General features: G+C 62.1%; 24 protein-coding genes and 6 tRNA genes. 1 reads left to right on the forward strand and 29 read right to left on the reverse strand.

Annotation, left to right across the window (positions count from 1 at the left end; all coding sequences use genetic code 11):
• Positions 1-192: 192 nt before the first annotated feature.
• From radA to ACH2A7_RS02120, 16 genes are all read right to left on the reverse strand, one after another.
• Positions 193-1,581 (reverse strand): DNA repair protein RadA, encoded by a 1,389-nt coding sequence (gene radA / locus ACH2A7_RS02045; protein WP_394959571.1) that lies wholly within the window; start codon positions 1,579-1,581, stop codon positions 193-195.
• 21 nt (positions 1,582-1,602) lie between these two features.
• Entirely contained in the window at positions 1,603-2,091 is a 489-nt protein-coding gene (locus ACH2A7_RS02050; protein WP_291244157.1) for a dCMP deaminase family protein, read from the reverse strand.
• Positions 2,092-2,402: 311 nt separating this feature from the next.
• Positions 2,403-2,477: transfer RNA gene (locus tag ACH2A7_RS02055), tRNA-Cys, on the reverse strand.
• Positions 2,478-2,510: 33 nt separating this feature from the next.
• Positions 2,511-2,586: transfer RNA gene (locus tag ACH2A7_RS02060), tRNA-Gly, on the reverse strand.
• Between the two features lie 6 nt (positions 2,587-2,592).
• A tRNA-Phe gene (locus tag ACH2A7_RS02065) sits at positions 2,593-2,668 on the reverse strand.
• A gap of 4 nt (positions 2,669-2,672) precedes the next feature.
• Positions 2,673-2,749, reverse strand: a tRNA-Asp gene (locus ACH2A7_RS02070).
• A 4-nt stretch (positions 2,750-2,753) separates the two neighbouring features.
• Positions 2,754-2,829 (reverse strand) — tRNA-Val (locus ACH2A7_RS02075).
• A 7-nt stretch (positions 2,830-2,836) separates the two neighbouring features.
• Positions 2,837-2,912 (reverse strand) — tRNA-Gly (locus ACH2A7_RS02080).
• A 138-nt stretch (positions 2,913-3,050) separates the two neighbouring features.
• Complete coding sequence (hslO, locus tag ACH2A7_RS02085; RefSeq protein WP_394959574.1) at positions 3,051-3,917, reverse strand: Hsp33 family molecular chaperone HslO; 867 nt, start codon at positions 3,915-3,917, stop codon at positions 3,051-3,053.
• Entirely contained in the window at positions 3,910-4,680 is a 771-nt protein-coding gene (locus ACH2A7_RS02090; protein ID WP_394959576.1) for a class I SAM-dependent DNA methyltransferase, read from the reverse strand. Before ACH2A7_RS02090 ends, hslO begins: the two co-directional genes overlap by 8 nt.
• Positions 4,681-4,686: 6 nt before the next feature.
• On the reverse strand, positions 4,687-5,277 hold the full coding sequence (yihA, locus tag ACH2A7_RS02095; protein ID WP_394959578.1) for a ribosome biogenesis GTP-binding protein YihA/YsxC: 591 nt from the start codon (positions 5,275-5,277) through the stop codon (positions 4,687-4,689).
• Between the two features lie 13 nt (positions 5,278-5,290).
• Positions 5,291-7,753, reverse strand: coding sequence for an endopeptidase La (gene lon / locus ACH2A7_RS02100; RefSeq protein WP_394959580.1), 2,463 nt, complete (start codon positions 7,751-7,753; stop codon positions 5,291-5,293).
• A 97-nt stretch (positions 7,754-7,850) separates the two neighbouring features.
• The gene (clpX, locus tag ACH2A7_RS02105; protein ID WP_394959582.1) at positions 7,851-9,170 is read right to left on the reverse strand and encodes an ATP-dependent Clp protease ATP-binding subunit ClpX; all 1,320 of its coding nucleotides are present in this window, start codon (positions 9,168-9,170) and stop codon (positions 7,851-7,853) included.
• Positions 9,171-9,223: 53 nt separating this feature from the next.
• A complete protein-coding gene (gene clpP / locus ACH2A7_RS02110) occupies positions 9,224-9,808 on the reverse strand; it encodes an ATP-dependent Clp endopeptidase proteolytic subunit ClpP (protein WP_394959584.1) in 585 nt (194 codons plus the stop codon).
• 120 nt (positions 9,809-9,928) lie between these two features.
• Positions 9,929-11,230, reverse strand: coding sequence for a trigger factor (gene tig, locus ACH2A7_RS02115; RefSeq protein WP_394959586.1), 1,302 nt, complete (start codon positions 11,228-11,230; stop codon positions 9,929-9,931).
• Positions 11,231-11,299: 69 nt separating this feature from the next.
• Positions 11,300-11,983, reverse strand: coding sequence for a metallophosphoesterase (locus tag ACH2A7_RS02120; protein WP_394959588.1), 684 nt, complete (start codon positions 11,981-11,983; stop codon positions 11,300-11,302).
• A gap of 63 nt (positions 11,984-12,046) precedes the next feature.
• Between ACH2A7_RS02120 and ACH2A7_RS02125 the strand changes: the two genes are divergently transcribed.
• A complete protein-coding gene (locus ACH2A7_RS02125; protein WP_394959590.1) occupies positions 12,047-12,205 on the forward strand; it encodes a DUF1540 domain-containing protein in 159 nt (52 codons plus the stop codon).
• A gap of 62 nt (positions 12,206-12,267) precedes the next feature.
• On the opposite strand, the gene thrC is transcribed toward ACH2A7_RS02125, so the two are convergent.
• The 13 genes from thrC to ACH2A7_RS02190 form a co-directional block, all read right to left on the reverse strand.
• Positions 12,268-13,719 (reverse strand): threonine synthase, encoded by a 1,452-nt coding sequence (gene thrC / locus ACH2A7_RS02130; RefSeq protein ID WP_394959592.1) that lies wholly within the window; start codon positions 13,717-13,719, stop codon positions 12,268-12,270.
• A gap of 39 nt (positions 13,720-13,758) precedes the next feature.
• The gene (locus ACH2A7_RS02135; protein WP_394959593.1) at positions 13,759-14,118 is read right to left on the reverse strand and encodes a YraN family protein; all 360 of its coding nucleotides are present in this window, start codon (positions 14,116-14,118) and stop codon (positions 13,759-13,761) included.
• A 3-nt stretch (positions 14,119-14,121) separates the two neighbouring features.
• Positions 14,122-14,742: a ribonuclease HII gene (gene rnhB, locus ACH2A7_RS02140; RefSeq protein WP_394959595.1), complete on the reverse strand. Its 621-nt coding sequence runs from the start codon at positions 14,740-14,742 to the stop codon at positions 14,122-14,124.
• Positions 14,708-15,634 (reverse strand): ribosome biogenesis GTPase YlqF, encoded by a 927-nt coding sequence (gene ylqF / locus ACH2A7_RS02145; protein ID WP_394959597.1) that lies wholly within the window; start codon positions 15,632-15,634, stop codon positions 14,708-14,710. Before ylqF ends, rnhB begins: the two co-directional genes overlap by 35 nt.
• Positions 15,631-16,170, reverse strand: coding sequence for a signal peptidase I (gene lepB, locus ACH2A7_RS02150; RefSeq protein ID WP_394959599.1), 540 nt, complete (start codon positions 16,168-16,170; stop codon positions 15,631-15,633). The genes ylqF and lepB overlap by 4 nt, the downstream gene beginning before the upstream one ends.
• Positions 16,171-16,271: 101 nt before the next feature.
• A complete protein-coding gene (gene rplS, locus ACH2A7_RS02155; RefSeq protein WP_394959741.1) occupies positions 16,272-16,616 on the reverse strand; it encodes a 50S ribosomal protein L19 in 345 nt (114 codons plus the stop codon).
• Between the two features lie 149 nt (positions 16,617-16,765).
• Complete coding sequence (locus tag ACH2A7_RS02160) at positions 16,766-17,401, reverse strand: TIGR03936 family radical SAM-associated protein (RefSeq protein ID WP_394959743.1); 636 nt, start codon at positions 17,399-17,401, stop codon at positions 16,766-16,768.
• A complete protein-coding gene (locus tag ACH2A7_RS02165) occupies positions 17,382-19,259 on the reverse strand; it encodes a TIGR03960 family B12-binding radical SAM protein (RefSeq protein ID WP_394959601.1) in 1,878 nt (625 codons plus the stop codon). The genes ACH2A7_RS02160 and ACH2A7_RS02165 overlap by 20 nt, the downstream gene beginning before the upstream one ends.
• Before the next feature lie 73 nt (positions 19,260-19,332).
• Positions 19,333-19,752 (reverse strand): peptidase, encoded by a 420-nt coding sequence (locus tag ACH2A7_RS02170; RefSeq protein ID WP_394959603.1) that lies wholly within the window; start codon positions 19,750-19,752, stop codon positions 19,333-19,335.
• Positions 19,749-20,591, reverse strand: a complete 843-nt coding sequence (locus tag ACH2A7_RS02175; protein WP_394959605.1) for a M23 family metallopeptidase — start codon at positions 20,589-20,591, stop codon at positions 19,749-19,751. Before ACH2A7_RS02175 ends, ACH2A7_RS02170 begins: the two co-directional genes overlap by 4 nt.
• A gap of 128 nt (positions 20,592-20,719) precedes the next feature.
• Positions 20,720-23,509: an N-acetylmuramoyl-L-alanine amidase gene (locus ACH2A7_RS02180; protein WP_394959607.1), complete on the reverse strand. Its 2,790-nt coding sequence runs from the start codon at positions 23,507-23,509 to the stop codon at positions 20,720-20,722.
• A gap of 236 nt (positions 23,510-23,745) precedes the next feature.
• A complete protein-coding gene (gene ppk1, locus ACH2A7_RS02185) occupies positions 23,746-25,905 on the reverse strand; it encodes a polyphosphate kinase 1 (protein ID WP_394959609.1) in 2,160 nt (719 codons plus the stop codon).
• A gap of 22 nt (positions 25,906-25,927) precedes the next feature.
• Entirely contained in the window at positions 25,928-26,263 is a 336-nt protein-coding gene (locus ACH2A7_RS02190; RefSeq protein WP_394959611.1) for a ComEA family DNA-binding protein, read from the reverse strand.
• Positions 26,264-26,298 lie beyond the last annotated feature (35 nt).

A 26,298-nucleotide genomic window follows, 5' to 3' on the forward strand; every position in this document is an offset into this window, starting at 1 on the left:
TAATTTCGCTAAATTTTTATTTAGCGAAATTATATTAATTGAAATTAGTATACCTTCCCCCAAAAGATTTGTCAAGGCGGTCTGTGAGGCAACACCAAAGTGGGCTGATAAACGGCACTTCGTGACCACCAGACCCCTTACATTATAATAAAGCACCGGGGCGCAAGATCGCGCGCGCTCCGGTGCCGCTCCTTATTTGATGGCCTGGATGGCGTCCCGCAGATAGTTCACGCCCACCAGTTCGATGTCGGCAAACTCTTTCGGATCCAGTTGTTTGAGGCTGTGCCGCGGAACGATGGCCTTGGTAAAACCAATGCGCTGGGCCTCTCGCAGCCGCAGTTCCAGGAAGGTCACATTGCGCACTTCCCCGCCGAGGCCCACCTCGCCGATGGCCACGGTCTTGTCATCGATGGGCTTGTCCAGCATGGACGAGACCATGGCCAGGCAGACCGCCAGATCGCAGGCGGTCTCGTCCAGTTCCAGGCCGCCCACGATGTTCAGATACACATCCAGACTGCCGAAGAAGTACCCTGCCCGCTTTTCCAGGACCGCGATGAGCAGGTTGGCACGATTGAAATCAAAGCCGCTGGCGGTGCGGCGCGGCACATTGAAGCTGCTCTTGGTCACCAGGGCCTGCACTTCGCTCAGGATTGGGCGGGTGCCTTCCATGGTGCAGGCGACACAGTTGCCGCTGGTGCCCAGCGGACGGCCTTCCAGGAGCACCTGCGAGGGGTTTTCGATCTGGGTCAGGCCGTGGCCGGTCATATCGAACATCCCGATCTCGTTGGTGGAGCCGTAGCGGTTTTTCGCCGCCCGCAGCACCCGATACGGCAGCGTTTTGTCCCCTTCAAAGTAGAGTACGGTATCCACAATGTGCTCCATCACCTTAGGGCCGGCGATGGCGCCATCCTTATTTACATGGCCCACAATAAAAGTGGGGATCTCGCAGCTTTTCGCCACGGCCAGCAGACGCGCGGAACACTCCTTCACCTGGGACACGCTGCCCGCCGAACTGGAAACATCGCCGCAGTGCATGGTCTGGATGGAGTCGATGACCACCAGATCCGGTTTGGTCTGCTCAATAAGACCGCATATATCGTCGATGTCCGTCTCGGCGGCGAGATGAATGTTCTGCTGGGGCACCTGCAGCCGGTCGGCGCGCAGTTTGATCTGACGCACCGATTCCTCGCCGGTGATATACAGCACCTCACAGCGGTCGCTGATGGCGCCGCACAGCTGCAGCAGCAAGGTGGATTTGCCCGCGCCCGGCTCACCGCCCAGCAGCACCACACTGCCCAGCACGATGCCGCCGCCCAGCACCCGATCCAACTCGGAGATGCCGGTGACGATGCGGCTTTTCTCTTCGGTGGTGCTCACCTCCGAAAGGCGCCGCGCGGTGATGCCAGTGACACCGGCGGGCCGGGCGGACGCACCCCGCGCCGCAGACTTCGGCTCGGGCACGACCACATCCTCCACCATCGTGTTCCAGGCCCCGCAGCTGGGGCAGCGCCCCATCCAGCGAGGGCTGCTTTCCCCGCAGTTGGAGCAGACAAAGATCGTTTTCAGTTTATTGTCCTTCAAAACGCAAACCGCCTTCTTGAATCAGTATCCGAACACACCCTCCAGCGACTCGTCGTTGTCGATCCAATCCTGCACAAGGACCATGCGGTATTCGTCGCGGGTATCCCGGATATACACCTTTTCGATGCCCGCGTTGATGATCATCCGCTTGCACATGGAGCAACTGCTGGCGTTTTTGACGTAGTCGCCGGTGGCCATGTCAATGCCCACCAGATACAGCGAACTGCCCAGCATTTTATCGCGGGAAGCACTGATGATGGCATTGGCCTCCGCATGAACGCTGCGGCACAGTTCATACCGCTCACCGCGGGGGATCTGCAGCTTTTCACGGATGCAGACCTTCATATCATCGCAGTTCTTACGCCCGCGGGGCGCCCCCACATAACCGGTGGAGATCACCTCGTCGTTTTTCACGATCACCGCCCCGTAGTGTCGGCGCATACAGGTGCCCCGCTGCGAAACGCTCTCCGCAAGATCCAGATAATAGTTTATTTTGTCTCTGCGCGCCATTGGTATTCCCTGTTCCCCTTTCCAAGTGAGATGAATCGCACGAATGCGGCGTTTTATGGTTTGCATGATTTCGGCCTCTCCGGCACGTCACATTCGTGCCCGGTAAACCGAAGCAGGCGGGCGACCCTGCGGGACAGATTTTTCCTGCCGTTGCAGAGCCTTCTTTCGGTTCAACGGGATGCCCGATCCCCGCGCCCACGTCTTTTGGGTTTTCCTGCACAATGCGTATATATAACGTTAGTATAGCACAAGGGAGGGTAAATCGGCAACCAACAAAAAAATCGCCGCAAGCGGAACGCTTGCGGCGAAACTGGAGGTGCCGACCGGATTTGAACCGGTGAATGAAGGTTTTGCAGACCTTTGCCTTACCACTTGGCCACGGCACCAGATGAGAACCGAGGAGAAGTCGGTTCTTTTTATGGAGCGGCTTACGAGGCTCGAACTCGCTACCTCCACCTTGGCAAGGTGGCGCTCTACCAGATGAGCTAAAGCCGCAAAAAATGGTGCCTCCGATCGGAATCGAACCAATGACACGGGGATTTTCAGTCCCCTGCTCTACCAACTGAGCTACAGAGGCAAATTGGCGACCCGGATGAGGCTCGAACTCACGACCTCTAGCGTGACAGGCTAGCGTTCTAACCGACTGAACTACCGGGCCACGGTGGTGGAAGTTAACGGGCTCGAACCGCTGACCCTCTGCTTGTAAGGCAGATGCTCTCCCAGCTGAGCTAAACTTCCTTAAAAATGGAGCGGCTTACGAGGCTCGAACTCGCTACCTCCACCTTGGCAAGGTGGCGCTCTACCAGATGAGCTAAAGCCGCAAATCCCATGGTTTGCATCGCCGATGTGTTTTGGCGACGTTGTTTATTTTACCGTATCTTACCTGCTTTGTCAAGACTATTTCTCAACTTTATTTTAGTTTCTCCAAAGGCGGGCAAACCATGCGAATGTCCGTTTTTTTACAGGGAGCGAAGCAGTTTTGCCACGTCCACATTGTAGGTTTTGTCGCAGAACTGGCAGTTCACTTCCACGCACTTCTGCTCTGCGGCAAGGCTTTCCAGTTCCTTGCGGCCCATGCTCAGCAGGGCGCGCTCCACCCGCTCCCGGCTGCAATCGCACCGGTAGCACACGTCGTATTCATCCAGCACCTGCGGGTCAAAGCCCTGCAGCACCAGGTCCATGATCTCCTTGGGTCCCATCCCTTGCTGCAAAAGGCGGGTCACACTGGGAGCCTTGGCGATGTTCTGCTCCAGGGTGGTGATCTCCTGATCGGTGGCGCCGGGCAACAGCTGGATCATGTACCCCCCCGCGCAGCGGATGGACAGATCGGGATTCACCAGGACCCCCAGCGCGCACACGGTGGGGGTCTGTTCGCTGGTGGCATAGTAGGCGGTGATGTCCTCGGCCACTTCCCCGCTCACCAGCGGGATCTGACCCACATAGGGCTCTTTAAGCCCCAGATCACGCACGACGCTCAATGTGCCGTCCTTGCCCACAGCGCCGCCCACATCCAGCTTGCCGTCGGCCCGCAGCGGCAGTTCCACCACCGGGTTCTGCACATAGCCCTTCACGCAGCCGGTGCCGTCGGCCACCGCCAGGACGGTGCCGGCCGGCCCGCCGCCGTTGAGGCGCAGGGTCAGGGAATCCTGTTCACTTTTCAGAGTGATGCCCATCATGGAGGCGGCCGTGAGCAGCCGCCCCAGCGCCGCGCTGGTGACGGCGCTGGTCTTGTGGATGCGTTCGGCCTCGGCCACGATGGCGGTGGAATCCACGCCGTAAAACACCACGCCGCCGTTGTCGGAAATACCGCGAATCATGTTAGCCATTGTGTTGTTTCTCCAGTTGTGTGTATTGTTTGATCGCCGTAAAGATGTAGCGCTGGCTGTCCGGCCGGAGGGGCCCGAAGGTCTCGCCGTCACAAAGGGCGGCGAGGCGGAACCCGTTTGCCTCCAGCACCCGCTCCACATACGCTGCCTCGTAGGTGTATTCCGAGAACTGCTCCCGGAACACCTCCCCGGTATCGAGATAGCGTATCTCGATGGAGATATCCACCCGGTCCCCCTGGGGCGCGCAGGTGTTTTTCCAGCGGCAGACCGCATCCGGCCCTTCCAGCACAAATTCGTTGTCCGCCAGCACCTGCCGGTGCTTGTAGGGGGTGTTGAGGTCAAAGAGGAACACGCCGCCCTCCTCCATGAAAAAGGCGGCCCGGGCAATCGCCCGCTCGAACCGGGGCGCGGGGCCGATGTGGTTGTAGGTGTCGAAGGTGGACACCGCCCCCCGGATGGTGCCGAACAGGTCCAGGTCCAGGATGTCCTGGCGGAGCAGCAGCAACCGGTCGGAAACGCCCAACTCGTCCGCCTTTTCCCGCAGTACCGCCAGCATCTCCTCCGACTGATCCACCCCGATCATGTCGTACCCCGCCTGGGTGAGCATCAGCGTCAGGTCGCCGGTGCCGCAGCCAAGGTCCGCCAGAATGCCGTCGGCCACACCGTGTGCGTCCAGCTGCCCTTTTATATAAGTATAGAGGGCGTCATAGTCGGCCTCACCGTTCAGCTCGTCGTAAAAATAGGCGAATTCGTTGTATGCCATGGGAATTTACACCTCATGCAGAAGCGCCTGATCGAACAATGCCTGCAACGTGTCGATGCCAAGACCTGTTTCGCTGCTGGAAAGAACAATACCTTTACAGTCGTATTTTTCCCGAAGGAAGGCAAATTCATCGGCTTTTTTTGCCGCTTCGCTCTTTTTCAGCTTGTCCGCCTTGGTCAGCGCCGCCACGAACGGGATCTTTCGATAGCGAAGATATTCCAGCATCTGAAGATCGTCGGCGGAAGGAGCGTGGCGGCTGTCCAGCAGCTGCACCAGCAGGACACAGTTCCGCCGGTCATCGAAGTAGCTGTTGATCAGCTGGTCCCACCGCTGGCGGTCCGCCGCGGAGACCTTCGCGTAGCCGTACCCCGGCAGGTCCACGAAATAGACGTCGTCCACCGTGTAGAAATTGATGGTGGCCGTCTTGCCCGGTGTGGCGCTGACCCTCGCGAGGTTTTTCCGGTTACAGAGCTTGTTGATGAGGCTGGATTTTCCCACATTGGACCGGCCGGAGAAAACAAATTCCGGCCGGTCGCTGTCGGGAAGCTGGCTGGACAGCCCATAGGAGGCCTGAAAGTCAGCTCTTTGAAAGTTCATATCCCTCTCCTTCTCATTGCCGCAGGGTGGATTGCTGGGGGCGCTGTTCCCCCGGTGTCACCAGGCCGGACGGATGGGGCGCGGCGGCCGGGACAGATTTGGCCCGGCTGGGGGTGCGGCGGGCGCGCCGCGGGGTCAGCAGCGCGTGGGACAGCACCTGCCCCAGATGGCTCACCGGCACGAACCGGATGGCCTTTTTGACCTCTTCATCCACATCATACAGGTCGCTCTGGTTGGCCTGGGGGATCAGCACGGTCTTGATGCCCTGGCGATAGGCCGCCATGCTCTTTTCCTTCAGCCCGCCGATGGGCAGCACATCGCCGTGGAGAGTGATCTCGCCGGTCATGGCCACATCCGCCCGGACAGGGATGCCGGACAGGCAGGAGATCAGCGCGGTGGTGAGGGTCACGCCGGCGGAGGGGCCGTCCTTCGGCACCGCGCCCTCGGGGGCGTGGATGTGAAGGTCCACGTTCTTGAGCTGCTCCGGGTCGATGCCGTATTCGGCGGCGTGGACCCGCGCGAAGGTGACGGCCAGATGGGCGCTCTCCTTCATCACGTCGCCCAGCGAGCCGGTCAATTCGATCTTACCGCTGCCGCCCGGGATGGTCTGCACCTCGATGGGCAGGATGGCGCCGCCCACACTGGTCCAGGCGAGGCCGTTGGCGATGCCCACCGCGTTGGTGCGGTTGTAGAAATCCGGCTTGATGCGCCGGGGGCCCATCAGCGATTCCAGATTGGCCGCGGTGACCGTGACCTTCTCCTCCTCGCCGGCAGCCACCTTGCGGGCGCATTTGCGCAGCACTTCGGTGATGGCCCGCTCCAGGCCGCGCACGCCCGCTTCCTGGGTGTAGCCGTCGATGAGGCCGTAGATGGCCCCCGCGGTCAGATTCGCCCTGCCCTCCAGTCCGTTCTTTTTCAGCTGTTTGGGCAGAAGGTGGCGCTTGGCGATGTTGAACTTCTCCTCCCGGGTGTAGCTGGGCAGTTCGATCACCTCCATCCGGTCCAGCAGCGGGGCCGGGATGGTGGACAGATCGTTGGCCGTGGTGATGAAGAACACCTGGCTGAGGTCAAAGGGGATGTCGAGGTAATGATCCTTGAAGGTCTTGTTCTGCTCGGGGTCCAGCGCCTCCAGTAGCGCCGCCGCCGGATCGCCCCGGAAATCGGCGGCGAGTTTGTCGATCTCGTCCAGCAGGATCAACGGGTTCATGCTCTTGGCCGTGGTGACGGCGCTGATGATCTTACCCGGCATCGCGCCCACATAGGTGCGCCGGTGCCCGCGGATCTCCGCTTCGTCCCGCACACCGCCCAGGCTCATCCGCGCATATTTGCGGCCCATGCACTCGGCGATGGAGTGGGCGATGCTGGTCTTGCCCACGCCCGGAGGGCCCGCCAGGCAGAGGATCTGCCCCTTGGCGTCCGGATTGAGTTTGCGCACGGCCAGCAGTTCCAGGATGCGGTCCTTGACCTTTTTCAGCCCGTAGTGCTCCCGGTTCAGGTGCTTTTCCGCCCGGGCAAGGTCCAGATCGTCTTCGGTATAAATGCCCCAGGGCAACGCGAGGCAGGTGTCCAGATAGGTGCGGATGACCGCGGCCTCCTGGCTGTTCCCCTGCATCTTGCCCAGACGCTCCGCCTCTTTTTCCAGCTTTTCGGTGGCTTCCTCGGGCAATTCCAATGCCCGGATCTGCCGCACATACTGCTCCGATTCATAGCGCACATCGTCGTCCCCGTCCAGTTCGGTGGCAATGGCGCGCATCTGTTCCCGCAGATAATAATCCCGCTGGTTTTTCTCCATCTGGTCGTTGACCTTGTCCTGGATCTCCTTCTCCAGTTCCAGGACCTGATTCTCCCGGCACAGCAGATCCAGCGTGGTCTGCAGACGCCCGATCAGGGTACTCTGCTCCAGCACCGTCTGCTTGTCCTGATACTTGAACAGGAGGTTCGCGGGCAGATATTCGCTGAGAAAAACCGCGTCGCTGCTGGACAGGATGGTATACACCACGTCCTTGGGCATGCGGGGGTTGAGTTGCAGGTAGCTTTCAAAGGCCAGTTTGAGGTTGCGGATCAGCGCCTCGGCGCTGACGCTGCCCGCCTTTTGCAGGCCCCGCACCGGCGCCTCCTTTACGGTAACGGTGAGCATCTTTTCGCCGTTTTCCAGCGCCAACAGGCGGGCGCGGTACTGCCCTTCCACCAGCACCTTCACCAGGTCGTCGGAGACGCGCATCACCTGCTTGACCTGTGCCACCACGCCATAGCGATACAGATCGCCTGTGGTGGGCTCCTCCACATCCATCTCCCGCTGGGTGATCAGAAAGATGGGGCTGGAGTTCGCCATGGCCCACTCGATCGCGGCGATGCTCTTCTCACGGCCCACCTCAAAGTGGATGACGTTGTTGGGGAACACCACGAGCCCGCGCAGGGCAATGGCCGGCAGATGCAGCACATTGTGTTCCACTTTGATTTTCACACGTTCAGACATATTGGCATTCCCTCCCAAAAACGGTACGGACAGATCGCCCGTACCGTTGCAATTTTGGACTGATTCTTCTGTAAAGTTCTTTCCCTTTTCGCGGCCGTTACACAACCGGGACGGTATTCTTATACCGTTTGCGCACCGCGCCGTATTCCAGCACGGGCTTACCGCCGGCCACGGTCTCGGGGGTGATGGTGACCTTGATGATGGTGGGGTCGCTGGGCACCTGATACATGATGGGGATCAGGATCTCCTCCATCACGCTGCGCAGGCCCCGGGCGCCGCTCTTGCGCTCGATGGTCTTTTTCGCCACGGCACGCAGGGCGTCGTCGGTAAATTCCAGGTCCACATTGTCCATCTGCATCAACGCCTGGTACTGCTTGATGACGCTGTTTTTCGGCTCTTTGAGCACGCGGATGAGGGCGTCCTCGTCCAGCGGGTCCAGCACCGTGACCACCGGCAGACGGCCGATCAGCTCGGGGATGAGGCCGAATTTGACCAGGTCGTCCGGTTCCACCTTGCGCAGCAAGTTCTGCTTCTCCTGCACAGAGGTGTCATGCAGTTTGCTGCCAAAGCCGATGGCGGAAGCGTCGGTGCGGCGCTGGATGTATTTGTCCAGCCCGTCGAAGGCGCCGCCGCAGATGAACAGGATGTTCTTGGTGTCGATCTGGATGAACTCCTGCTGGGGGTGCTTGCGCCCGCCCTGGGGCGGAACGTTGCTCACCGTGCCTTCCAGGATCTTCAGAAGCGCCTGCTGTACGCCCTCGCCGCCCACGTCCCGGGTGATGGAGGGGTTCTCGCTCTTGCGGGTGATCTTGTCGATCTCGTCGATGTAGATGATGCCCATCTCCGCCCGCTTCACGTCAAAGTCGGCGGCCTGGATGAGTTTGAGCAGGATGTTCTCCACGTCCTCGCCCACATAGCCGGCCTCGGTGAGGGTGGTGGCGTCGGCGATGGCAAAGGGCACGCCCAGCATTCGGGCGAGGGTCTGGGCCAGCAGCGTCTTGCCCACACCGGAGGGGCCCAGCAGCAGCACGTTGCTCTTCTGCAGTTCCACGTCGTTTTTGCTCTCGCCGCTCAGGATGCGCTTGTAGTGGTTGTACACCGACACCGCGAGCACCTGTTTTGCCTCGTCCTGGCCGATGACGTAGCGATCCAGCCCCTCCTTGATCTCGGCGGGGGTGAGCACGTTCACAGGGTCCAGCGTGGGGGCGGCATGCTTGACGCCGCCGCGCCGGGGCGCGGACTTGGGGGCGTCGGGCTTGCCGTCTTCGTCCAGCAGCGAGGCGCACAGCGTGATGCACTCGCTGCAGATGTTGACGCCGGGGCCGATGATCATGCGCTCCACTTCGTCCTGGCTTTTGCCGCAGAAACTGCAGCGCAGGTTTTTGTCTTTGTCTTTTCCGTTCGTATTGTTTGCCATAGTTTCCCCTAAACGATGCGCCGGCGCACAGAGCGCGCCCCGCGCGGATGTGATTACCGTTTGGCGATGACTGCGTCGATCAGGCCGTAGTCGGCGGCCTCCTGAGCGGACATAAAGTTATCGCGCTCGGTGTCGGCCATGATCTTTTCCAGCGGCTGACCGGTATACTCGCTGAGCATCTGATTCATCCGCTCACGGGTGCGCACCAGATGATCGGCGTGGATCTTGATGTCGGTGGTCTGGCCCTGCAAGCCGCTCAGCAGCGGCTGATGGATCATGATCTCGGCGTTGGGCAGCGCCAGGCGTTTGCCCTTGGCGCCGCTGGCCAGCAGAAACGCGCCCATGGAGGCGGCCATGCCCATGCAGATGGTGGACACATCGCACTTGATATACTGCATGGTGTCGTGGATGGCCATGCCCGCGCTGATGGAACCGCCCGGGCTGTTGATATACAGGCTGATGTCCTTTTCGCTGTCCTGCCCTTCCAGATACAGCAGCTGGGCCACCACCAGGCTGGCGGTGGCGTCGTTGACCTCATCGCTGAGCATGATGATGCGGTCGTTCAAAAGGCGGGAAAAGATGTCGTAAGAGCGTTCGCCGCGGGCGGTCTGCTCCACAACGTAAGGAACCAAACTCATTTGGCTGTACCTCCCTGTGAAAAATGAAAGCTGTCTGCAAAATTGACCGATACGGGCCATTGTCGCACGTATCGGTCAAAGCAAAACGGCTTATGTAAGGATGGGCGCCGGAACGGGCGATCAGCCCTCTTTGGCAACCTTCTCCTCGGTGATCTCGGCGTGGTCGCGGATGAAGTCGATGGCCTTGTTCACCGCCAGATCCTTCTTGACCTCGTCGGGGTTGACCAGCTCCTTGACCTTGGCCAGTTCCATCTTGTAGTTGTCGGCGACCCGCTGCAGTTCGGCCTCCAACTCCTCGTCGCTGGCGGTGATGTTCTCCGCGGCGGCGATGGCTTCCAGAGCCAGGCGGATCTTCACCTGCTTCTCGGCCTGCTCCTTGAAGGAGGCGCGGAAGGTCTCCAGGGTCTGCCCCATGTACTGCAGGTACATATCCAGCTTCAGGCCCTGCTGCGCCAGCCGGTACTCAAAGTCGCGGACAGCCTCGTCCATCCGGGCTTCATACATGGCGTCGGGGATGTCGCCCTCGATGGTGGCGATGACCTGATTCACCAGATCGTTCTCCACCTCCAGAGCGGCCTGCTTTTCGTTCTGCTCTTCCATGCCCTTGCGGATGCTGGCCTTCAGTTCATCCAGCGTGTCGTACTCGCTCACGTCCTTGGCGAACTCGTCGTCCAGCGCGGGCAGCTCCTTGGTCTTGACCTCGTGCAGCTTGATCTTGAACACAGCGGGCTTGCCGGCCAGCTCTTTGGCGTGATAGTCCTCGGGGAAGCTGACGTTCACATCGAACTCCTCGCCCGCCTCATGGCCCACCAGCTGCTCCTCAAAACCGGGGATGAAGCTGCCGCTGCCCAGCACCAGGCTGTAATGCTCGGCCTTGCCGCCCTCAAAGGGGGTGCCGTCCACAAAGCCCTCGAAGTCCATATCCACGGTGTCGCCGTTCTCGGCCTTGCCCTCGCGGGTGATGATGCGGCCGTTGCGGTTCTGCATGCGCACCAGTTCGGCCTCCACGTCGGCGTCATCGACAGTATGGACCTTCTTGATGGCCTTTAAACCGGTGTAGCTGCCCACCTTGATCTCGGGCTTCACCGCCACGGTGACCTTGAGCACCACGCCGTCGTCCAGGCTCTCGGACACAACGTCCACCTCGGGGCGGCCCACGGGCTCAATGCAGGCAGCAGCCACCGCGGCCTCATAGGCCTCGGGGAACAGGTCGTTGATGGCATCGTAATGGAAGATGTCGGCGCCGTACATCTTTTCGATCACCGCGCGGGGCGCATGGCCCTTGCGGAAACCGGGGACGTTGTACTTCTTGCCTTCACGCTTGAAGGCCTTGTCGATGGCGGCCTTGAAGGTGTCGGCATCCACCGAGAACTGCAGTTCCTGCATACTTTTTTCAAGCTTTTCGCTTTTTACAAGATTCATGAATATAGCCTCCGTACAAAGAGATTCGTTTTATTATATCATGCGAGTGGTTAAAAATCCATAGTTTCCCTAAATTTTATAGGGACAAAACCGCAGCGCGTCGGCGGAGATCAGGCGGTATTCCAGCCCGTCCACAACGCCCTGCACCGCCGCGTGCACCGACGCGCCATGCAGGTGCCCATAAAAGCACCGCCGCACCCCGAAACTGCGCATCAGTTCGATCACCTGGGGGGCGCTGGCTCCCGGGTACACCGGCGGATAGTGGAGAAACACGACCTTCTCCCGCGCCTGTTCTCCGGCGGCCGCGAGGCTGGCCCGCAGGCGGCCCAGTTCCCGGTTCATCACCTTTTCATCGTGGGGCTCGCCCGGCTCAAACAGCCAGCTGCGGGTGCCGCAGAGGGCCACCCCCTCGACGATGTGGGCGTTGTTGTGCAAAAGGCGCAGGCTGCCAAACCCGCGGGCCTCAAAAAAGCCTTCCATCTTGCGGGCGGTGGTCCACCAGTAATCGTGGTTGCCCTTTAACAGCAGTTTCTGGCCCGGCAGCTGTTCCAGAAAGGCGAGATCCGGCGCAGCTTCCTCCAGCTTCATGCCCCAGCTGGTATCCCCCGCCAGCACCACCGTGTCGTCGGGACTCACCACGCGCAGCCAGTTTTCCCGGATGCGCTGCACATAGCCCTGCCAGCCGGGGAATTTGTCCATTGGTTTGTCGGCGCCCAGGGAGAGGTGCAGGTCGCCTATTACAAAAATTGCCATGCGTTCCTCCTGATAATCGCCGGCGCACCGGGCACAATAAGGGCAGAAAAGGGGGAAAGAACAATGAATACGAACGAACCTGTCATCAACGGTATCTGCTGCGACGTGAAAAACTGCGTTTACAACAACGGTTCCTGCTGCTGCACGGCGGGCACCATCCACGTCAACAACTGTTACGACGACATCGGCAGAACCAAGTGCGAGACCTTCACCGAGGTTTGATCCCCGGCGGCAGCGTCTTCGGAAAACGGCCCGCGATCTGGTTTCGCGGGTCGTTTTTTCGTTTACTCGCCCAGTACCACGTCCCCCAACGCGTCGGGCGCGATGACAGCGTCAAACCGCTCCGGCAGGCTGCGCAGGCAGGCCAGCGCCTTTGGCGCGGGCTGACCGGTATACTCCGCCAGGGCGCCCATGGCCGCGAACTCATCCCGGGGCAGCGGGCGGCCCAGGGCGGCCAGCACATCCCGAGGGAACTTGAAGGGGCTGGCGGTGGAGAGCACCACCATGGGAGCCTCGCTCTTGTTGCGTCGGGCGGCGCTGAAGGCCACGGCGGTGTGGGGGTCGCACAGGTAGCCGCGCTGTTCAAAGAGTTCCCTGATCTGGGCGGCGGCGGTGGCGTCGTCGGCGCTGGCGGCGCCGAAGTCGGCGCGGATGCGCTCCATTACCTCCGGATCCACCCGGTAAGAGCCGTCCTCCGACAGCTGTTTCATCCAGCCCCGCACCCGGTCCGCGCCGGCCATGTGGTACAGCAGCCGCTCCAGGTTGGAGGAGACCAGGATGTCCATGGAGGGCGAGGTGGTGCGGTAGAAGGGGCGGCGGGCGTTGTAAACGCCGGTGGCGAAGAACTCGGTGAGCACGTCGTTTTTGTTGGACGCGCAGATCAGCTTGCCCACCGGCAGGCCCATCTGCTTGGCGTACCAGCCGGCCAGGATGTCGCCGAAGTTGCCGGTGGGCACGCAGAAGTCCGCCTTGTCCCCCGCCTTGAGCGCGCCGGCGCGCACCAGCTGGCCGTAGGCGTGGAAGTAGTAGACGATCTGGGGCACAAGACGCCCCCAGTTGATCGAGTTGGCGCTGGAGAGATGCACCCCCCGCGCGGCCAGCTGCCGGGCCACGTCGGCGTCGCCGAAGATCCGCTTCACGCCGGTCTGGGCGTCGTCAAAATTGCCCTGTACCGCGTATACGGCCACATTCCCGCCCTGCTGGGTGGTCATCTGCAGCCGCTGGATCTCGCTGGTGCCGTGGCTGGGATAGAACACCGTGATGGTCACGCCCGGCACGTCGCAATAGCCGGCCAGGGCCGCCTTGCCGGTGTCCCCCGAGGTCGCCACCAGGATGGCGGTGGTGGAACCGTCGCCCAGCATCCGTTTGGCCTCCACCAGCAGGCGGGGCATCAGCTGCAGGGCAAAGTCTTTGAAGGCACAGGTAGGCCCATGCCACAACTCCAGGCTGTACAGCCCGTCCCCCGCCGCCCGCAGGGGCGCGGTGCCCTCGCCGAAGGCTTCGCCGTAGACCTGCCGCACCGTGTCCCGCAAAAAGGCGGGGTCGTAGTCGGTGAGGAATTTTTTCAGGATCAGCGCCGCCAGGGCGGGATAATCCGGCTGGGCCAGCGTCTCCTTCAGATCCACCGAAGGAAACCGTTCCGGCACGAACAGGCCGCCGTCGCCGGCAAGGCCCAGGCAGATGGCCCGGGCTGCACTGACCGGCTGGCCCGCGCCGCGGGTGGTAGTAAACTGCATCATGATTCCCCCTCTATCTACATTGCGCGATCGCGCGTTTCAAACTTCAAAGGCGCCCCGGATGCAGTGTACCAGCAAACCGCCTCCCTCGGCGGGGGTGACCTCCACCACATCGAAGCGAACGGGGTGCTCCGCCAGACCGGACTGCTGCAAAAAGCGCCGGGACGCGAGAACGATCCGCCGCTGCTTGGCCGGCCCCACCGCCTCGGCCGCGGGGCCCCGTCGGGTCTCGCTGCGGGCCTTCACCTCCGCGATGACCACCGTCTCCCCTTCCAGCAGGACCAGGTCCAGTTCGCCCATGCGGGTGCGGTAGCCGTGGGCCAGCAGCCGGCAGCCCCGGTCCAGATAGTACCGGGCCGCGGCGGCCTCCCCTTTCCGGCCGAACGTCCTTGCGTCCATGGCTTAATACCCCAGCTTTTTCAAGAAACTGCGCCGGTAGAACGGCTGGATGCCGTAGCGCTCCAGCAGTTCATAGTGCAGCTTGGTGGGATAGCCTTTGTGCCTGGCCAGCTGGTACTGGGGATACTGACGGTCCAGTTCCAACATATACCGGTCCCGGCTGACCTTGGCGAGGATGGACGCCGCCGCCACGCTGGCGCAGACGCCGTCCCCCTTCACCTGGGCCAGCGCCGGCACCGCAAGCTGCGGCGGCACCCGATTGCCGTCCACCACGGCAAAGGCGGGCGCGGGGTCAAGGGCCGCCACCGCCCGCTCCATGCCGGCCATGGTGGCCCAGAGGATGTTCTTTTCGTCGATCTCCTGGGGGCTCACGAACACGATCTGATAGGCCAGCGCCTTCTCCGTGATCTCGTCAAAGAGGGCCTCCCGCTTTTTTTCACTCAGCTTTTTGGAGTCGTTTACCCCCGGCACCGGGCGCGCGGGGTCCAGGATGACCGCCGCGCAGCACACCGGCCCGCACAGCGGGCCGCGCCCCGCCTCGTCCACGCCGCAGAATATGCCGTGCCGGGCGCGGACGGCGTCGTCGTATTCATACAGTGGGCTCAGTGGGCTGTTCGTGTCCATCCTGCTGCCCTCCTTGCCGGGGCGGCGTCTCCAGGGTGATGCGCCCCCACTTGCTCGCGCGGAACTCGTCCACCAGCATGATGGCCGCCCGCTCGGTGTTCACCTCGCCGCCGCTCACCAGCATGCCGCGGGCCCGGCCGATGGCCTCCACCAGCTCCCAGGGGCCCAGTTCCCGCACCTGCTGTTCGGCCAGCTTGTAGCGCTGGGCCAGCCGGTCGGGGTAGACCTCCTGCATCTGGGCCACCAGGCCCATGGCCAGTTCCTCAATGTCCAGGATGTCGTCCTTGATGGAGCCGATGAACGCCAGGTTGGTGGCGGTCTCCAGGCTGTCGAATTTCTTCCAGAGCACGCCGGGCATATCCAGCAGGTCGTAGTTGCCCACCGTGACCCACTGCTTGCCCCGGGTGACGCCGGGCTTGTCGGCGGCCTTGGCGCGGGTGGTGCCGGCGAAGTTGTTGATGAAGGTGGACTTGCCCACATTGGGGATGCCCACCACCATCACCCGGATGCGCGCGCCCGCCATGCCCTTGCCGGCGCGCCTCTCCAGCAGCTGCCGCAGTTCCGCCTCGATGGCGCTTCGCACCTGGCCCGCGCTGCCCTTCTGCTTGGCGCTGATGGCCACACACCCGGCCCCCGCGGCGCGGAAATAGGCCTGCCACGCCTTTGTGAGCGCCGGGTCGGCGAGGTCCGCCTTGTTCAGCACATACAGCCGGGGTTTAACAGCGGTGAGCCGCTGGAGTTCGGGGTTGAGGCTGCTCAGGGGAATGCGCGCGTCCAGCAGCTGCAGCACCACATCCACATTTTTCAGATTGGCTTCGATCAGCCGCAGGGTCTTGGCCATGTGGCCGGGAAACCACTGGATGTTGCGGCGGTTCACAAATTCATTGCTCATTGGATCAATCCTATTTTATTGAAGGGGTAAAGCCGCAGGATCACCTTGCCCAGGATGTCCCGCTCGTCGATGAACCCAACACTGCTGCTGCGGCTGTCGGTGGAGTGCTGGCGGTTGTCGCCCATCAGAAACAGCACCCCCTCCGGTACAGTGAGGGGGAACTCCACATCCCCCGTGGACAGGGTGCCCTCCGGCGTATAGGGCTCATCCAGCGCCTCGCCGTTGACATACACCAGGCCCTTGGCCACGTCGATGTCCACCGTGTCGCCGCCCTTGGCGATGACACGCTTCACCAGGGGTTTGCCGTAGTTGATGTAGCTGTCCACCACCACCACATCGCCCCGCTGGGGCGTGTAGAAGGTGCTCTGCACCAGCAGACGGTCGCCGTCGATTAGGGTGTTGTTCATGGAGCTGCCGCTGACCACCACGATGCGGGCGCAAAAGGCGAACACCAGCACCAGCACCGCCAGCGCGAACACCAGCGCGTCGTACCAGTCCAGGATGTCCATATTGCGCCGAAAACGGTTCTCCTCCATGATGTCGTGCCCTCCCCCGTGATAATGAATAAATTTAACGGGTTTTATTGTAGCATATAACAAAAAAAGGGGCAATATCCATTGCCCCTTTTTTCGTGGTCTTATCGGATCTGCTCTTTGACCTTGGCGGCCTTGCCGGTGCGGCTGCGCAGGTAGAACAGCTTGGCCCGGCGCACCTTGCCGTGGCGGACGACCTCCACCTTCTCAACGAAGGGAGAGTTGACGGGGAACACGCGCTCCACGCCCACGCCGTAGGAAGTGCGGCGCACGGTGAAGGTCTCGGCGACGCCGCCGTGCTTCTTGGCGATCACGGTGCCCTCAAAGGCCTGGATACGCTCGCGCTCGCCTTCCTTGATGCGGACGGAGACCCGAACGGTGTCACCGACCTCGAACTGGGGCCGGTTCTCTTTGACCATGCCCTGCGTGATGATCTGCATTGCGTCCATTGATGAATCCTCCATTTTTTTATGACGTTCATGCCCGGAACCCGGCAGAGGACCGCCCGTTTAATGATGTACATTAACCCCGCTGGTGGTGCCAGCGAACACTAACGCCTAAATATGATAGCACAGCGCCGGACGATTTGCAAGCTTTTTCAGGCAAAATCCTCGGAATTTTTTGTGAGCAACCGGGTGCGCAGCACCTGGGCCCGGGTGGAGTCCACACCGCAGTGCTGCTGCAAAAAGCTCAGCCACAGGCTCGGGTTGAGGTTCAGCCCTTCCCCCGCCGGCAAAAGCATCTCAAAACGCACCTCGTCCCCCTCCTGGACATAGTCCAGCCGGGGGCAGTGCTCTTTCAGGTCGATCTCTTTCTGCCCCCGCTTGGACTTTTTCATCACCGGGGCCGTGTCCAGCGCGTTGTAGCGGTCCAGCGCATCCCGGAAGGCCGCGGGCAGGCGCACCGTGTACACGGCGCCGGCGATCTGTTCCGCCTTGTATTTGGGCAGGGTCACGGCGGTGACGGCCACGCCCAGGGGCATCACCGGCTCCAGCGCCGCTTTCCACGCCGCCAGGTCCGGCTGTTCTTCCTCGGTTTTTACATCCACGCTCTCCACCAGGCTCTCCTGGCCCAGAGGCAGCGGGCAGGCAAAGGTCATATAGATGTGAGGGTTGAAGCCCAGGGTGTACCACACCGGCAGGCCGCTGCGCTTGAGGGAGCGCTGCATCACCCGCTGGAGGTCCAGCAGGGAGATGTAGGAGGCTTCGCCGGTCTTAGTGAACCAGATCCGCACCGTAGTCAAAGCAGGCACCTCCCACGAATTTATTGGCGCCGCAGGCGCTGCATGTTTTGTTGCAGGGCTGGGTGGTCCGGGCGGCCATGGCCTTCTGGTACTCCCGCACCAGGAACGCATGGCTCACGCCGTAATCCATGTGGCTCCAGGGGGTCACCTCATCCAGCCCGATGAAACGGTTGGCGTAAAAAGCGGTGTCCAGCCCGCACTCGCGGAATGCCTCCATCCAGCGGTCGTAGTGGAAGCACTCGTCCCAGCCGTCGAAGAAACAGCCCTTGCGATAGGCGGTCTCCAGCACCCGGCCCAGCCGGCGGTCGCCCTTGGCGAACACCGCCTCCAAAAAGCTGATGGAACTGTCGTGATAGTTCACATGGATCTTTTTGCTGTGGACGCTGTGCAGCAGGTGCTGCTGCTTTTCCTTCAGCTGGGCCTCGGTGTCCTGGGGAACGAATTGGAAGGGAGTGTGGGGCTTGGGCACAAAGCAGGCCACGCTGATGGTCACCTGCACGCTCTTGCCCTTGGGCTTGTCCGGATTCGCGTAGTACAGGTCCACCACCTTCTGCGCGGTGTCCGCGATGCCCTCGATGTCCTCCATGGTCTCGGTGGGCAGGCCCATCATGAAGTACAGCTTCACCGAGGTGTACCCCGCCTTGAAGGCGAGGGTGCAGGTGCGCTCGATCTCCGGCCAGGTGACGTTTTTGTTGATGACGTCCCGCAGGCGCTGGGTGCCCGCCTCCGGCGCGAAGGTCAGGCCGGTCTTGCGCACCCGGTTGGTCTTTTCCACCAGGCTCTCGCTGAAGTTGTCGATGCGCAGCGAGGGCAGCGACAGGCTCACATGCTCGCCTCCCGTCCAGGTGAGCAGGTCGTCCAGCAGGGTCTCCAGCTGGCTGTGGTCGGAGGTGGAGAGGCTGGTGAGGCTGATCTCCTCGTAGCCGGTGTTGTCGCACAGGCGGTGGGCGGCGGCGTTGAGCTTATCCGCGCTGCGCTGGCGCATGGGCCGGTAGAGGAAGCCCGCCTGGCAGAAGCGGCAGCCGCGCACGCAGCCCCGCAGCACCTCGATCTGGGCACGGTCATGCACCGCGCCCACCATGGGCACTACAAAATGGGTGGGCGGGGTCTGGCTGTCCATATCCCGGATGATGGCCTTGGTGACCACGGCGGGCGCCGCGGGGTCGTTGGGGGTAATGGCTTTGACGCGGCCGTCCTCGTGATAACTCACGTCATAGAAGGAGGGCACATAACAGCCCGGCACGGCGGCGATGCGCCGCAGCACCTCTTTTTTGGGCAGCCCTTTCCGCTTGGCCTCTTCCACGATGCGGCAGACGTGGGGCAGCTGCTCCTCCCCTTCCCCCAGCATCATCATGTCGATGAAATCCGCCAAAGGTTCGGCGTTGCACACACAGGGGCCGCCCGCCACGATCAGCGGCCACTCCTCGCCCCGGTCGGCCGCCCGCAGGGGGATGCCCGCCAGATCCAGCATGGCCAGGATGTTGCTGTATGAGAGTTCATATTGCAGGGTGAAGCCCACGATGTCGAACTCGGTCAGCGGGTCCTTGCTCTCCAGCGCGTAGAGGGGCAGGCCCACCCGCTCCATCTCCGCCTTCATATCCACCCAGGGCATAAAGACGCGCTCGCACCACCAGTTCGGCTGCTGGTTCAAAAGTTCGTACAGGATCTTCATGCCCAGAAAGGACATCCCCACCTCGTAGGTGTCGGGGAAACAGAAGGCAAAGCGCAGGTCCACATCCGCCTTGTCCTTGATGACGCAGCCCGGCTCGCCGCCGGTGTAGCGGCCCGGCTTCTGCACATGGGCCAGCGCCTCTTTCAATTTCGGGTCAAACAAAACCGGTTCCTCCATCGCGCGCGCTGCAAACGGCAGCCCGCAGGTTTGATTACCTGTTTATTGTACCCGATTCGCCGCATAATTGCAATCACGGCCAGAGGGATTGCAACAGCCTGCGCCCGTCCAGATCACCCACCGGCAGCAGATTGAACAGCCCGGTGGCAAGATTCGCCGCCGCGAAAAAGTATCCCCAGTAGCTTGCCCGCAGCTGCATTTTCGCCAGGGTGCCCGCGCAGAGGGCAAAATTGGTCAGCGGGCCGGCCAGCGCCAGCACAAAGGCCTGCCGGCGGGACAGGTGAACGCCGGAGACATCCAGCCCGACGCCACGCACCGAAAGCCGCAGCACCGGCAGGCTGCGGGTGAGGGCCAGCCACACCGCCACATGGCCGCACTCGTGGAGCAGCGCCGCCAGCAGACCCACCCGCACAAGGCCGCTGTGGTCCCGATACAGCGCAAACCACAGGGCGGCCAGCAGCAGCACCGGGCGGCGAACGCGAAGATGCCTCACGCCAGGCCCAGCGCCTTGGCCGGGTCGTAGCGCACATCGTTGTACAGCAGTTCAAAGTGCAGGTGCGGGCCGGTGACCATACCCGTCTGCCCCACCGTGCCCAGCACCGTGTCGGCGCTCACCCGCTCGCCCTGGCGCACAAACACATACTGCATATGGCAATAACGGGTGGTCACGCCGTCGCTGTGCAGGATGACCACGTTGTTGCCGTAGGATGCGTTGTACTCGCTCTTTTGCACCACGCCCTCCGCAGCGGGATGAATGGGCGTTCCCTCGCCGACGGCAAGATCGACGCCGGTGTGAAAATCGCTCTTGCCGGTAACGGGATGTTTGCGCCAGCCGTAATCCGATGTGACCGCAAAGCCGCTGACCGGCAGCGACAGCGCAAAGGGCGGCTGGTAGGATTTTGTGGAATTGCCTTCCGGCACAAAGGGCCAGATGGCGCGCAGCTGGCCGCCTGCCCCCGTGAGTTCGGGGATCGCTTCGCTGTCCGCCGCCGGCGAGCCGTCGATCTGCGCCATCACCTGAACCACCTCCTCCTGCAGGCGGCTGACCACCTCGGAGGTGAATTTGAGCAGCTGCTCCTGACCATTCAGTTCCACGCCGCTTTCCAGCGCGGCACGAAAGGCCGCGCCGCACTGGCGGTACGCCTCGGGCGCGACCCGGCTCATCACCAGCACCGCCCCCACCGCCAGCAGGCAGAGGAACACCTGGACCCGCAAAATATAGTTGGGCCGCTGCTTTTCCCGGGGCGTCAGCGGCGGCGTGAGGGCCGCTTTCATCTCTTCCGCCTGCGGCAGAATGGGCGGGTACTGGATGTCCTGCGTCTTTTCCCACATGTTTTTGTTCCTCTTTCTCTGTGCTTTATGCTCCATTGTATGCGGCGGACAAGGGAAAAATGGCAGTTACAGAAAAGGCGGGGCCGCACATTGCAGCCCCGCCGGCTGCTCTTCCGCCAGGCGGCGGTTCACAGCATGGAAGTCAGTGTATTCTGGATCGCGTCCGCGATGGAGGTGGCGATGGCGTTTTTGTAACTGTCGCTCTGCAGCTTGCTCAACTCTTCCGGGTTGGTCAGGAAGCCGCACTCCACCAGCACCGCTGGGAAATCCATGTGCGTGGTAACGCGGTAGGCGCCATATTTGTCGCCCCGGTTGGTGGTGCCCAGCGCCCCGGCCACCGCGCCGGACAGGTTTGCCGCCAGCTGGCGGGAATAGGGGTTGAAGTAGTACACTTCCGTGCCCTTTGCGCTGGAGACGCCGGAATTGTGGTGGATGCTCACAAAGAGGTGCGGGCTGAAACTCTGGGACTGGCTGACCCGGCTGTCCAGCGAGACATACCCGGAGGTGTCCGTCACCTGCACCGTGGCACCGCGGCTGCGCAGGATATCCGCCACACGGGCGGCGATGTCGGCGTTCAGGGTCTTTTCGGTGTACATTCCGGTGATGGAGGTGCCGCCGTCGTATCCGCCGTGGCCGGGGTCCAGATAGATCTTTGCCCCGGAGAGGCCGGAGGGGATCTGGTTGAAGCGGAACACCAGGTTGTCGCCGTCGTAATAGGCCCGGTAGCCCAGGAAGGAACCGGCTTTGCGCAAATCGAAACGGACCACCGTGTCGTTGCCCTGCTGGGCGACGCTCACCCCGCTGAGTAGGTTGTTGGCGGCAAGGCCGGGGGCGGCGGTGTCGGCGCTGGTGTCTTTCAGGATGGCGCTCATGCTGGTGGCTCCGGAGAAGCCGTTCACCCCGCCGGAGGCGGAGTATCCCACCCCGTCGAACTGCACGGTGTAGGCCGTCTTGCGGCCGGAGCGGGTAAAGCTGACGTAGACGTATTGGCCGTCGGCCCAGCTGGATGCCCCGCTCAGCGAGGACATCTGCCACTCGGCCTCGCCCAGGCTGCTCACATCGGAGGCGCTCACCCGCACCCCGCTGCCCAGGATGTAGTACTCGCCGCTGCCGTAGGTATCGTCGGAATAGGTGAGTTTGTCGCTGACGATGTAGTCCACCGTTCCCTTGGGCAGTGGGAAGCAGCTGCCGTTGGGCTCGTTGTTCAGCACATTGGCGGGGTAGGTGCGGGCCTGGCTGGCTGTCACCTCCACCAGGTTCCCCTTCTGGCCTTCCACATTGGGGGCCTGCTGGGGCAGCGCGGACACATACACCCGCGCGCCGCCGGCGCTCTGGGTAATGCCGGACCAGGTGGCGCTGACCGCAATGTTGCCCACGTCCTGCTGGCTCTCGGTGGCCGCCGGCACGGTAAGGGTGCCCTTATAAGGCACATAAGCGGACGGGCTGCCGTCGGCGGCGTCGGCGGTGAGCTCCTGCTCGGTGAGGGTGACGCTGGCGCCGCCCAGGCTGGCGGTGATGGAGGAGCCGGAATAGGCCATCACCGTGATACCGATCTGGGTGGAACCCTCCACGGTCATGCTGCCGGAGGGCGAGACCTCCTTGATGATGACCACCTCTCGGGTGATGTTGTAGACCACCGATTTTTCCTTGTGCTCAAAGGTAAAAGTGTTGAGCCCCGGCTGCAGGTCCATCTCCACACTGAACACGCCCTCGCCGTTGCGCTCCAGTTCCTTGCCGTTCAGCGTCAGCGGAAAGTTGGGGTCAGAGGCGCCATAGAAATTCATCTGGGGCTCCTGGGTGGTGTAGGTGCGCTTTTCCGGCGTGCTGACTGTCAGGTCGGTGAGGATGTCCTGTTCCTCGATCTGATCGGCGTAATAGCGCAGGAGCACATCGGTGGAACCGCCCACATTCTCTTCCAGCGCGGCGAGGGAGCCGTAGGCCGCGCCAACGCAGCCCTCCACCGCACGGGTCTCGATGATCTGGCGCATCACCTGATCGGGCGCTTTCCAGCCGGGTTCGTCGCCTCCCAGCCGGTCGTTGCAGATCCAGGCCGCCACCCCCGTTCCGTGCTGGGACGCGGTTTCGGCCCACCAGCTGAGCACCGTTTTAAAATTCTGGTCCTGATCGGTGAGGGAACCGGTGCAGCGCACCAGGATGCGATCCACCTCGGCCCAGGCGAAGATGGCGTTCAGGTCCACATAGCCGTCCGTCGCCATCTCAAAGTCCGCCTGGGTGTCGCTGCCGGCCGGGTCGGTGGACTGGTTGGCCCACACCGGGTCGGCGATCAGGCCAAACAGCGCGTCCGCCTTTGCCTCACGGACCGCCGCGCCGGCATTGACCACCAGCGAACTGCCGCATTCCCGCACCCAGTTGTCGTAGCCCATGGAGGCGCCTTCGCTGCGATACAGGCTCATGCTCTCGGCGGTTTTCTGGTTGTAATAGCCGGTCAGATAGACGCCGTCCGGCTGGCACTGAGCGGTCAGTTCGCTCAGCACGGCAGCCGTCTGCTGCACCGCCTCCGCGCTCAGGTTTGCCCGGGGACCGTACTGCCCTTCCGCCCCCACACCGTTGGAGGCGTCCAGGATCACATAAAAGGAAAGGCCCTGCCCGCGGGCGGCTTCCGCCGCGTAGGCCACCAGGTCAAAGCCGGAAGCCATGGGCCAGATGGTCCCGGAATAGAGCGCGCCGTCGGAGGTGTTGGCGGGAAACAGCACCGCGTTCATCCCGTACTCTGCCACCTGCGCCATCGCCGCGTCCAGCTGGGCCTTACAGTTTGTCTCATCGGCGGCAGGGTCGAAATCCCGACCCGCCTGAAGGACCACCGCCTTCAGTTCGCCGGCCGAAGCCGGCGAAGTCGCTGTCTGGGCCTCCTCCTCGGCGAAAACCCTTCCGCCGGCAAACAACACCAAACACAGCAAGCCGACTGCTAACCGCCGCCACATACGCTGCACTGCACACGCCCCCCTTCAAGACGAAACTTCGCGGTTGTTGACACATCCTCATACTATACGGTTTTTCGGACAAAATCAAGCAAAAGGAGACGGTTTTCCAGTGTTTGTGCATGTAAAACAAATAAACTTTACAGATGTGGTTTTCCGCAATTTTGAGTACAGAAAAGCCGAACACCTGTAAAGGTGTTCGGCTTTTCTTGCTCTTATTCCCTGTGAAGCCAGCTGCGCAGACGCGCGAGCAGGCCGCCGGCCGCGGGCGCGTCGCCCGTGGGCTGTTTATCCGCCGCTGCGGGCGCGCTGACCGCGAACCCGTCCTTAAAATAGTTGTACAGCTCCATCTGGCTGTCCACCAGGGGCTGCCCCTCGGCGGGCTTTACCTTTGCGTAGCTGCCGTCCGGACGCATTTCCCGGGCATTCACATTGTCCGCCAGCTGCAATTCCAGGATGTCCCACAGCTTTTGGGCGATGGCCGGGTCATCCACCCGGATGCCCACCTCCACCCGGCGCTCGGTGTTGCGGGTGAGGAAGTCGCCCGAGGCCATATAGATGCGCCTGTCCCCGCCTTCTCCAAAGGCGTAGATGCGGGAGTGCTCCAGGTACCGGCCCACGATGCTGCGGATGCGCAGGTGGTCGGTCAGCCCCGGGAGCCCCGCCTGCACGCAGCAGATGCCCCGCACGATCATGTCGGTGGGGACGCCTGCCTGGGAGGCCTCCACCAGCTTTTCAATGATGTCCTTGTCGCTGATGGAGTTGTTTTTCAGGATGATGCGGGCCGGCTGGCCAAGGCGCGCCTTTTCGATCTCGGCGTCCATCTCTTTCAGCAAAACGCTCTTGAAATGCAGCGGGGCGACGATCAGGTGCTCGGTGTCGTCGGTGAGCCGCTCCACCGCCAGATTGTTGAAGACGGCGGCAGCCTCCTCCCCCACCTCCTGATTCGTGGTCACAAAGGAAAGGTCGGTGTACTGCTCGCTGGTCTTTTCGTTGTAGTTGCCGGTGCCGATCTGGGTGGTGTAGAAGTAGCGGCCCTGGCTGCGCCGGGTGATGAGGGTCAGCTTGGAGTGGACCTTGTAGTCGTCCAGGCCGTAGATCACCGTGCAGCCCGCTTCCTCCAGCTTTTTGGACCAGTCGATGTTGTTCTGCTCGTCGAACCGGGCCCGCAGTTCCACGATGGTGACCACTTCCTTGCCGTTTTCGGCGGCGGCCACCAGCGCCTGCACGATCTGGGAGTTGTTGGCCATTCGATACAGGGTCATCTTGATGCTGACCACGTCCGGATCATAGGCCGCGGCCATCAGCATCTTGATGAACGGCCGCATGCTTTGGTAGGGATAGGCGATCAGAATGTCCCGGCGCTTGGCCTCCTCCCCCAGCTTGAAGTCAGCCGGGGCCTGCATGGGTTTTGCCGGCGGATAAAACAGGTCGCTGCGCCCGTCCGCCTGCAGGCGGGCGGCCAGCTTGAAATAGCAGGAAAGATCCAGCGGGCTCTCCTGGGAAAAGCACTGCTTTTCGGGCAGCATCAGTTTCTCGCGGAGGTATTTGTCGATCTCCTGGGGCGGCTCGTTCCAGAATTGCAGGCGGACAGCGGCCAGCTTGCGCCGCTTTTTGAGCAGTTCGCTCATCACCTGCCGGTAGTCGATGTCCTGGTCAAACATCCCCTCTTTCACGTCGATGTCGGCGTTGCGGGTCACGCGGAAGAGGCATTTCTTTTGCAGCATCCCCTTGGGGAACACCAGATCGGCAAAGCGGAAGATCAGTTCCTCCGCCAGGCCGTAGAGCAGCTGGCCGTCCCGCTTCAGATAGAGCATCCGGTCAAACTGGCTGCTGATGGGGATCAGCCCGTAGGAGACCGCGTCGTCCCCCTTTCCCTTCAGGGTCGCGCAGAGGTAGATCTCCTGGTTGCGCAGAAACGGGAAGGGGTGCCGGTGGTCGATGATCTGGGGCGAGAGCACCGGCAGCAGTTCGTTCAAAAAGTATTTTTTCCAGAACCGCTCGTCCTCTTTGGCGAGGGTTTGAAAATCAATGCGCACATATCCCTCTTCCGCCAGATGCTGCCGCAGCTTTACCACGATCTTGTCGCACTGCTGCTGCAGGTCCGCCGTTTTGGGCATGATCGCCGCCAGCTGCTGCGCGGCGGTCATTTTGGTCTTGTTGTCGGTGATCTCATTTTTCAGCAGCGTGCGGTCATACAGCGAGCCCACCCGCACCATGAAGAACTCGTCCAGGTTGCTGCCGTAAATGGCGGTAAACTTCATCCGCTCCGCCAGCGGGACCGTTTTTTCCTTGCCCAGGGCCAGCACCCGGCGGTCAAAGTCCAGCCAGCTCAGCTCCCGGTTGATGAACACGCTCTGACGTTGGGCCTCCATCGTCAGTTTCCCTCCTCACAAATCATTCTCCGATATACAGATACTCCCGCCACGCGTTCACATCGTCCATACTGATACCCTCCACCAGGATAAGCTGGTCCACGATGATAAAGCCGCCGAAGTCATCCCGATAATCCAGGATTGCCCGGGCGGTCCCCTCGCCGATGCCGGGGATGCTTTGCAGTTCCGCCGCGGTGGCGCGGTTCAGATCCACCCGGAACACCTCTTCCGTTGAGAGCGGCTCGGGCGAGACCGGGGCGTATCCCGGCTGCCAGTACGGCGCGTAACAGAGGTATCCGCCCACAAGGATCGCCAAAGCCGCGGCACAGCACACGGCGGCCATCAGGGCCTTCTTCACGGCACATCCCCCATTTCGGAGTCTACACAGCCATT

It is taken from the genome of Candidatus Allofournierella merdavium, from assembly GCF_944382735.1.
In the GTDB taxonomy this organism is placed as follows: Bacteria; Bacillota; Clostridia; order Oscillospirales; family Ruminococcaceae; genus Allofournierella_A; species Allofournierella_A merdavium.

Bases quoted from the DNA above. Each gene is read 5' to 3' on its own strand.
- ACH2A7_RS02050 (WP_291244157.1), bottom strand. From the start codon at position 2,091: ATGGCGCGCAGAGACAAAATAAACTATTATCTGGATCTTGCGGAGAGC.
- hslO (WP_394959574.1), bottom strand. From the start codon at position 3,917: ATGGCTAACATGATTCGCGGTATTTCCGACAACGGCGGCGTGGTGTTT.
- ACH2A7_RS02090 (WP_394959576.1), bottom strand. From the start codon at position 4,680: ATGGCATACAACGAATTCGCCTATTTTTACGACGAGCTGAACGGTGAG.
- yihA (WP_394959578.1), bottom strand. From the start codon at position 5,277: ATGAACTTTCAAAGAGCTGACTTTCAGGCCTCCTATGGGCTGTCCAGC.
- lon (WP_394959580.1), bottom strand. From the start codon at position 7,753: ATGTCTGAACGTGTGAAAATCAAAGTGGAACACAATGTGCTGCATCTG.
- clpX (WP_394959582.1), bottom strand. From the start codon at position 9,170: ATGGCAAACAATACGAACGGAAAAGACAAAGACAAAAACCTGCGCTGC.
- clpP (WP_394959584.1), bottom strand. From the start codon at position 9,808: ATGAGTTTGGTTCCTTACGTTGTGGAGCAGACCGCCCGCGGCGAACGC.
- tig (WP_394959586.1), bottom strand. From the start codon at position 11,230: ATGAATCTTGTAAAAAGCGAAAAGCTTGAAAAAAGTATGCAGGAACTG.
- ACH2A7_RS02120 (WP_394959588.1), bottom strand. From the start codon at position 11,983: ATGGCAATTTTTGTAATAGGCGACCTGCACCTCTCCCTGGGCGCCGAC.
- ACH2A7_RS02125 (WP_394959590.1), top strand. From the start codon at position 12,047: ATGAATACGAACGAACCTGTCATCAACGGTATCTGCTGCGACGTGAAA.
- thrC (WP_394959592.1), bottom strand. From the start codon at position 13,719: ATGCAGTTTACTACCACCCGCGGCGCGGGCCAGCCGGTCAGTGCAGCC.
- ACH2A7_RS02135 (WP_394959593.1), bottom strand. From the start codon at position 14,118: ATGGACGCAAGGACGTTCGGCCGGAAAGGGGAGGCCGCCGCGGCCCGG.
- rnhB (WP_394959595.1), bottom strand. From the start codon at position 14,742: ATGGACACGAACAGCCCACTGAGCCCACTGTATGAATACGACGACGCC.
- ylqF (WP_394959597.1), bottom strand. From the start codon at position 15,634: ATGAGCAATGAATTTGTGAACCGCCGCAACATCCAGTGGTTTCCCGGC.
- lepB (WP_394959599.1), bottom strand. From the start codon at position 16,170: ATGGAGGAGAACCGTTTTCGGCGCAATATGGACATCCTGGACTGGTAC.
- rplS (WP_394959741.1), bottom strand. From the start codon at position 16,616: ATGGACGCAATGCAGATCATCACGCAGGGCATGGTCAAAGAGAACCGG.
- ACH2A7_RS02165 (WP_394959601.1), bottom strand. From the start codon at position 19,259: ATGGAGGAACCGGTTTTGTTTGACCCGAAATTGAAAGAGGCGCTGGCC.
- ACH2A7_RS02175 (WP_394959605.1), bottom strand. From the start codon at position 20,591: ATGTGGGAAAAGACGCAGGACATCCAGTACCCGCCCATTCTGCCGCAG.
- ppk1 (WP_394959609.1), bottom strand. From the start codon at position 25,905: ATGGAGGCCCAACGTCAGAGCGTGTTCATCAACCGGGAGCTGAGCTGG.